Raw genomic sequence first — 1,798 nt, forward strand, 5'->3', positions numbered from 1 at the left:
CACAACGGTCTTGTATATGGCTCGTAGCGTGTAAATTAACGATTACTATTCGGTTAAGCACGAGCCGAATTTTTTAATTTTCTTATTATCTTTTTTTATCAATAAGCCAAATTAAAAAATTTGGCGGACTTGCAAATATGCCTTAACTTAGATTAAGCAACTGACTAGCTATGAGCTATATACGTTGTTGTAGCACGTATTTTATTCAAGTATTTCTTTAGACAAAATAATTCTTCTTATACTTCTTTTGTCATCAAATGGAACTACAGTTTCGACACTTTCATTCGATTCTAATTTGAAATCAATTTCTGGTTGTTTAGACGTATTTATTAAATCGACATATGTTCCGTAATCTAATGTGTATATGTTGTATCTAATTCCAGGGTTATCCTTATCTGAATATCCTTTTTTTACTAAGTGAATTACTCTTGCGTCAAATAATTGTTGAATCACTGGATGTCTTTCCAATTCTCTTGAAACTAAAAAGGAGCGGGCTCGTTTTCTCCCGATAACTTCGTCAATTATGAGCCTTATTTTTTGATGTAAATTGTCATCTAAGTTCTTTGATTTATCGTTTTCGAACCATTGTCTTCCAGATTCTATGATAGTTTTCTTATCTATATTTTTTGAGTTTTTTCTCTGCGTGTCGAAAAATGATATATTAAAAATATTTATAAAATCTCTGATAACTCCTTCTGAAGCTCTAACCAACTCAGTAAAAGCTGGTTTTCCCGAGAATAGTCCCTGTATAAATTGACTTTCAGTCTTAATTTTATATTTATTTTCTAAATATTTTTCTTCAAGCTCTGACTTTAAATGCTTGAAAAGAATTTCGGAAAAGACTTTAGTTATTTCAACAGGGTTTCTATCATATACATAATATTCATCAATATCTAAATTGGTACTTATGTCACTGCCCAATTCAAAGCCGATATAATTATGTTTTTCTCTTGGAATTGTAAAATTTGAGCGATATTCTAATGCCCCAATTTTGAGTGTTACATTAGGAGTTGGAATAAAAGATTTTTTTAGAAACTCTGCTAAAAATGGTTGAATATCTATTGGTATAGCCGACCATTCATCAATAACTATTATTAACTCAGTATTCGCATATTCTAAAACCTTTTTTAAATGATAATGTAAATCAGGAAAAAGAATTTTTTCATATTCTTCAGTATTAAATTCGGTCAGTTTTTCACTTTCACTACCAGAAGATCTACTATCGGATAATGATATTCCAACTTTCGATGTATCAAGATTTAAGGAACTTGCTGACGTTTTACTATTACCCTGCTTACTTTTATCAGTAATTTTTTTACTTTTCTGAATTTCGCCAATTGAAGAATTTGACATATCGTTCAAAGAATTAAGAGCTAAATCTGAATTTTTATTTGGGCAGTATGCAATTTGGTTCAGTAAAGTATCGTTAATTTCATTCAATATATCAATAAATAGAGATGAACATCTATGGGATAAAGATAAGTTTGTATCAGAAAATTGTGGTGAACTGCCTAATATTCTACAATCGATAAAACATATTGTTCTGTTGTTATCATTGATGTATAAATTTTGATAGTATTTTAGTATATGTGTTTTTCCAGTTCCTCTGCGTCCGTAAAGAATTTGATTATTATTATTCATTAACTGGGGCATAATGCCAACCTCCACATAAGAATCTATTATCTTTTTTATATCTCTTTGTCTTTCAGCTCTTTGAGACAAGCTCGATACGGCTTGAATTATTTTCGGATCTTTTATCATTATTTTTGGTCAATATGTGCTACAACGTGTTTGTATA

1 protein-coding gene is annotated in these 1,798 nt (G+C 29.9%); it reads right to left on the bottom strand.

The features are described 5' to 3' along the window. Positions 1 to 201: 201 nt before the first annotated feature. Complete coding sequence (locus ACY2RU_RS17480; RefSeq protein ID WP_490139770.1) at positions 202 to 1,761, bottom strand: ORC-CDC6 family AAA ATPase; 1,560 nt, start codon at positions 1,759 to 1,761, stop codon at positions 202 to 204. Between the last annotated feature and the right edge of the window lie 37 nt (positions 1,762 to 1,798).

It is taken from the genome of Ulvibacter sp. 2305UL32-6 (assembly GCF_058148545.1).